A 6150-nucleotide genomic window follows, 5' to 3' on the forward strand; every position below is an offset into this window, starting at 1 on the left:
AGCCGTGGCATGGCGCATTTTCCGGCGAAGTGGACGACCTGTTCGCCGCAAGAAAAAGCGACCAGACAATCCTTTCCACAGCCCCCTTTCTTCAAGTCTTCCGCGCGGAAAGGGTATCGAGAAAGGCTTCAACCGTGGAAAGAATATTCTTGACGATCGTTGTCACCCCCGCCGCCGTCGGATGAATTCCGTCCGCCTGATTGAGTTCGGCATTCGCCGCAACGCCTTCCAGAAAGAACGGGTATAAGGGGACGCCATGTTTTTTCGCGAGATCGGAAAAGATGGCGCTGAATCGAGCCGCGTATTCGTCGCCGTAGTTCGGCGGCGCGACCATGCCGCATAGCAGGACCGCGATATTGCGCGCCTTCAGGCGTTTGAGGATTTCATCCAGCGCGGCGCGCGTCACCTTGGGATCGATGCCGCGCAAGGCATCGTTTGCGCCGAGTTCGAGGATCACGCCCTGCGTGCCGGCCGGAATGGACCAGTCCAGCCGGTCAAGGCCGCCGGAGGTGGTGTCACCGGAGACGCCGGCATTGCTGATCGCGACGTTCACGCCCTTGTCTTTTAACGCCTTTTCCAATTGCGCGGGAAATGCATCGGTGGCGGGAAGTCCCAGGCCCGCGCTCAAGGAATCGCCGAGCACGACGATCCTGACGGGGTCGGAGGCCCGCGCCGGGGCTCCGAGGACCAGGATCGCACCGAGCAACAACAGCGCAAAGCTGCGCGTCAACCTCTCGATCGCGGAAAAAGAAATGCCATATGAGCCAGCGCGGCGGCTGCAATAGTCTCCGTCATCTTGCTTCAGGTGCTCTCGCAATTTTCTAAACCAAAGCATCCTGAAACAAGCTTCCAGTGTCCTTCTGAATCCGAAGTTCGCTCGGAACGGTGCGGCAGGATAGGCGAACATAGGATCAGGCATGGACAATCTCATCGAACGCTCGTCTCCAGCCGGTTATTCCGAACTCCCGGACGCCATCGCGATTTCCAATGTCAATCTCACGCTCGGCAGCGGCGCCGCGCGAGTCCACATCCTGAAGGACATCAGTCTTCGCATTGCCCCCGCCGAAGCGATCGGTTTGATCGGTCCGTCCGGGTCGGGGAAATCCACCCTGCTCATGGTCATGGCGGGACTGGAACGTCCCGACAGCGGAGAGGTGGTGGTCAACGGCGCTTCTTTCAATGCTCTCGACGAAGACGGTCTCGCGCGGTTCCGCGGGCGTCATGTCGGCATCGTGTTTCAATCATTTCATCTGATTCCGACCATGACGGCACTGGAGAACGTCGCCGTACCGCTCGAACTCGCCGGCGTCGCGGATGCATCCCAACGCGCGGCGAGCGAACTGGAGGCGGTCGGTCTCGGCGCGCGGCTGCATCATTATCCGACCCAGCTATCCGGCGGCGAGCAGCAGCGCGTGGCGCTGGCGCGGGCGTTCGCGCCCGATCCGGCTATACTCGTCGCCGACGAACCGACCGGCAACCTCGATGAGACGACCGGCCAGCAGATCGTCGATCTCCTGTTCGCCCGACATGCCGAGCGCGGCATGACGCTGGTCCTGGTGACCCACGACACCGCGCTCGCGCAACGCTGCGACCGCGCCGTGAAGCTACGTTCCGGCCGTTTCGACGGAGCAGATCGATGAACCCGGTTCGCTCCGTCGTCATGGTTTCCGGGGTCGCAGGCTTGATTCTCGCCCCATATGCAGCGGCGCATCGGCGATGACGGCGAAGATGACCCGCACGCGGTTTCTTCCCCAGCGCCTGGCGTTGCGCGAGCTGCGCGGCGGATTGCGCGGCTTCTATGTCTTCATCGCCTGCATCGCGCTTGGCGTCATGGCGATTGCAGGCGTCGGATCCGTGGCGTCCAGCCTATCGGACGGGTTGGCGCGCGAGGGCCGCACGCTGCTCGGCGGCGATGTGTCGTTTTCGCTGATCCAGCGCGAAGCCAGGCCGGACGAGATCGCCTTCCTGCGTGCGCGCGGAACGGTCTCGGTGGCGGCGACGCTGCGCGCGATGGCGCGCGCGCCGGACGGCAGGCTGGCGCTGGTCGAACTCAAGGCGGTCGACGGGGCCTATCCCATGCTCGGCGCGCCGACGCTGACGCCGGACATCCCGATGCCCGATCTGCTCACCGAACGCGACGGCGTCTTCGGCGCGGCCGCCGACCCGACCCTGCTGGCGCGGCTGGATCTCAAGATCGGCGATCGCGTGACGATCGGCAGCGCCACCTTCGAGATCCGCAGCGCGGTCGAAAGCGAGCCCGACAAGCTGGCGGGCGGTCTGGGACTCGGGCCGCGCTTCCTGATCAGCATTGAGGGCCTGCGCGCCGCTGCATTGCTGCAGCCCGGCAGTCTGGTGCGCTGGATCTACCGGGTCCGGCTTGCCGGCAATGGCGCGGACGACAGGGCGGCGACGGCGCTGGCCGACGCCGCGCGGACGGCGCTGCCGGAGGCCGGCTGGGAGATCCGCAGCCGCACCAACGCCTCGCCGCAGCTTGAGCGGACCATCCTGCGTTTCACGCAGTACCTGACCCTGGTCGGGCTCGCCGCCCTGCTCGTCGGGGGCGTCGGCGTCGGCAATGCCGTCAAGAGTCACATCGACCGGCGGCGCGATATCATTGCAACGCTCAAGGCGGTGGGCGCGACCGGACGCGACGTGTTCGCAATCTATCTGTCGCAAGTCATGGTGCTGGCGGCAATCGGCTCGCTCGCCGGCCTGATGATCGGCGCGGCGCTGCCTTTCATCATTGTCGGCGCCTTTGGCCATCTGCTGCCGCTGCCGGTCGCGCCGATGCTGCATCCCGATGAATTGGCGTTATCGGCGGTGTATGGGCTGTTGACGGCGCTGGCGTTTGGCATGTGGCCGCTGACACGGGTGCATGACATTCCGGTCTCGGCCCTGTTTCGCGACACCGTCGCTCACGAAGTCGTCCGGCCACCGGCCCGCTACCTTCTCTTGATCGCGCTCCTGATCGCAACATTGGCCGGCATCGCCATCGGTCTTGCCTACGACAAGCGCGTGGCGCTGGTGTTCGTGGCGGCGGCGGCGATCGTGTTTGCGTTGTTGCGCGGCATCGCCTCGGGATTGATGGCGCTCGCGCGGCGGCTGCCGCGATCCCGGATCACCATGGTGCGGCTTGCGGTTGCGAACATCCATCGTCCGGGAACGCTGACGCCATCCGTGGTGCTTTCGCTCGGCCTCGGCCTTGCGGTTCTGGTCACGATCACCCAGATCGACGGCAATCTGCGGCGGCAGTTCTCGGCAGCGCTGCCGGAGCGCGCGCCTACGCTGTACTTCATCGACATTCCCTCGTCGGTATCGGCCCGGTTCGACGAATTTCTCAAGCGGCTGACTCCACAGGCGATCGTGGAGGATGTGCCGATGCTGCGCGGGCGCATCGTCGCGGCGCGCGGCGTCAAGGCCGAAGAGCTGAAACCCTCGCGCGACGCGCAATGGGTGCTGCAAAGCGATCGCGGCCTGACCTACACCGGCGAGGTGCCGAAGGGATCGAAGGTGGTCGAGGGCGAATGGTGGGGACCGGACTATGATGGGCCGCCGCTGGTGTCGTTCGAGAAGAAGCTGGCCGACGGGCTTGGGCTCAAGATCGGCGACACGGTGGTCGTGAACGTGCTCGGTCGCGACATCAAGGCGACCATCAGCAACATGCGCAACGTGGACTGGCAGAGCCTCGGCATCAATTTCGTGCTGGTGTTCTCCCCCAATGCCTTTCGCGGCGCGCCCCACACCCATATCGCTACCCTGACGGAAATGCATGACAGCCCTGCAAAAGACGCAGCGATCATCAAGGCCGTGGCCGACGCCTTCCCGATGGTGACGAGCGTGCGGGTTCGCGAGGCGCTCGAAACCATCGGCACGGTCGTCACCAACCTCGTGCTCGCGATCCGCGGCGCCAGCACCGTCACCCTTGTTTCGGCGATCCTTGTTCTTGGCGGCGCGCTCGCAGCCGGCCATCGGCACCGCGTCTATGACGCGGTGATTCTGAAGACTCTCGGCGCCACAAGGCTGCGGCTGCTCGGCGCGTATGCGCTGGAATACCTCATGATCGGTGCGGCCACAGCGATGTTCGGCATGGCGGCCGGTTCGCTTGCCGCGTGGCTGATCGTGACGCGATTGATGACGCTCGGTTTCGAATGGCAGGCCGGCAGCGCGGCCATTGTGGTCGCCGCCGCGCTGATCGTCACGGTCGCGCTGGGACTTGCCGGCACGCTGATGGCGCTCACTCAGAAGCCTGCGTCGGTGCTGAGAAATTTATGACAATATGAAGCGGGTATCCGGAAGATCCCTTCACGTAGTCGGTCAAAGGTTCCTTTACGAATCTGAGGTTTTTATCTTTTCGCTCCCTTCAACGCTTTGGGAAGCCGCGCCGGTTCCGGAGGGCGACATTCAGCCGCGCATGGAAGCTTGCGGCGATTGTGTTAGTTTCCCACATATGGATTGGTCGGACGCTGGTCCCTGATTGACCGGACATCGATAATCAGCAAACCAGGTATCCGAAACAGATTTCGCACTGGCGTGTTTCTTACGATGCCAGCTAACCACGGGAATTCGACATGTCGGACTTAGACCGCAACTATGCCACTCCGCTTGGCCGTGCTGACGGGCGCGTTGATGCCGCCGCCGTCGATGCCGGTCTTCGGGCTTATATGCTCAAAATCTACAACTACATGTCGATCGGTCTCGCCATCACCGGTCTGGCCGCGCTTGGCGTCTACATGGCGGCCGTCACCGGCGATCCGTCGGGCGCCGCCGCCAAGCTCGGCAACGCTTACCTCACGCCGTTCGGCTACGCGATGTTCGTGAGCCCCTTGAAGTGGGTGTTCATCCTCGCACCGCTGGTGATGGTCTTCGTCATCTCATTCGGCATCAACCGGCTCAAGCCGGCGACCGCGCAGATGTTGTTCTGGGCGTTCTCCGCCCTGATGGGCCTTTCGCTGTCGTCGATCTTCCTGGTGTACACACACACCTCGATCGTGCGGGTGTTCTTCATCACCGCAGCCTCGTTCGGCGCGCTGAGCCTGTTCGGCTACACCACCAAGCGTGACATGACCGGGATGGGCTCATTCCTGTTCATGGGCCTGATCGGCGTGATCATCGCCAGCCTGGTGAACCTTTTCATCGCGAGCTCCGCGTTGCAGTTCGTTGTCTCGGTCGCAGGCGTGCTGGTGTTCGCGGGCCTCACCGCCTGGGACACGCAGCGGCTGAAGAACGACTACATCTACGGTTATGCCTCACAGGGCGGTGAGATCGCCGAGCGTGCGGCTATTACCGGCGCGCTGTCGCTCTACCTGAACTTCATCAACCTGTTCACGCTGCTGCTGCAGTTGCTGGGACAGCGTGAATAGGCAAGGCTTGAACAGGTCTTTCCATCCCGCGTCAGATCACGCCGCGGATGAAGGGATGGATTGGTATGCAATGTGCCGCGCTCGTTTAGAGCATGATCCAGATCCGAAGGGCCGGGCCAGCGCAAAGTGGAAACCGGTTCTCGGATAAGATCATGCCCGAATAAAAAGAGCGACGAGTCTGATCTAACGCAGTTGAACAGATTATAGAGACTGTGTAACGCGGGCGACCGGATTGGATGGCCACCTCGGGAACGAGGTGGCCATTTTCATGAGATGGACATTGTCGGGAGCGGGGTCTCGCGGATCGGCATTACATCGGGGCCGGATGCGCGCGGCGGTTCGTGTTATCGACGCCTTTACGATCGCGCGCCTTGAACAAAATAGCCGGGTTCGACTTTCGTGCTGGCGGCTCCCGCCGCGATTGGGAAGCCCGGTTATGATCCGCGCGATCTTTTGAAGCTTATGTCAGGAAATTTTCTGGAGCATTTTGCGGCGAAGCGGCTGTTGGTTCGCTGCAAAAGAATGCGACCAGACAATCATTCATTTCGAGAGCATGGTCCGATTCAACTTGATCGGATCGATCATGCTCTGGGGCAAAGCATGTCCTCGGGGGTCCGACCCCGGCAATGGGATACCAGTTCGCGCGAGGACCACGCGTTAAACAACAATCAGGCGCTTGTCTTCCGATTCCGTCAAAAGCGGTGCTCTGTTTTCGAGAATGATGGCAGGTCAATATTTCCTGACAGAGCCTTTAGAGCCGCGGCCGGTCAAATGGAATCAGCGCCACCGC

Annotated in this window: 4 protein-coding genes and 1 pseudogene; 4 read left to right on the forward strand and 1 reads right to left on the reverse strand. The window is 62.6% G+C overall.

What is annotated here, in order from left to right:
- Nucleotides 1-91: 91 nt before the first annotated feature.
- On the reverse strand, nt 92-730 hold the full coding sequence (locus NWI01_RS04080) for an arylesterase (RefSeq protein ID WP_307723454.1): 639 nt from the start codon (nt 728-730) through the stop codon (nt 92-94).
- 187 nt (nt 731-917) lie between these two features.
- Here NWI01_RS04080 and NWI01_RS04085 point away from each other — a divergent pair, with 187 nt between their 5' ends.
- The 4 genes and pseudogenes from NWI01_RS04085 to NWI01_RS19285 all read left to right on the forward strand — a co-directional run.
- Nucleotides 918-1640, forward strand: coding sequence for an ABC transporter ATP-binding protein (locus NWI01_RS04085; RefSeq protein WP_141382666.1), 723 nt, complete (start codon nt 918-920; stop codon nt 1638-1640).
- Nucleotides 1641-1716: 76 nt separating this feature from the next.
- Entirely contained in the window at nt 1717-4272 is a 2556-nt protein-coding gene (locus tag NWI01_RS04090) for an ABC transporter permease (protein WP_141382667.1), read from the forward strand.
- A gap of 296 nt (nt 4273-4568) precedes the next feature.
- Nucleotides 4569-5360: a Bax inhibitor-1/YccA family protein gene (locus tag NWI01_RS04095; protein ID WP_141382668.1), complete on the forward strand. Its 792-nt coding sequence runs from the start codon at nt 4569-4571 to the stop codon at nt 5358-5360.
- A gap of 399 nt (nt 5361-5759) precedes the next feature.
- A pseudogene (locus tag NWI01_RS19285) lies at nt 5760-6150 on the forward strand (hypothetical protein); the annotation flags it as partial.

Origin of the sequence: Nitrobacter winogradskyi, assembly GCF_006539545.1 — a bacterium.
Classification (GTDB): domain Bacteria; phylum Pseudomonadota; class Alphaproteobacteria; order Rhizobiales; family Xanthobacteraceae; genus Nitrobacter; species Nitrobacter winogradskyi_A.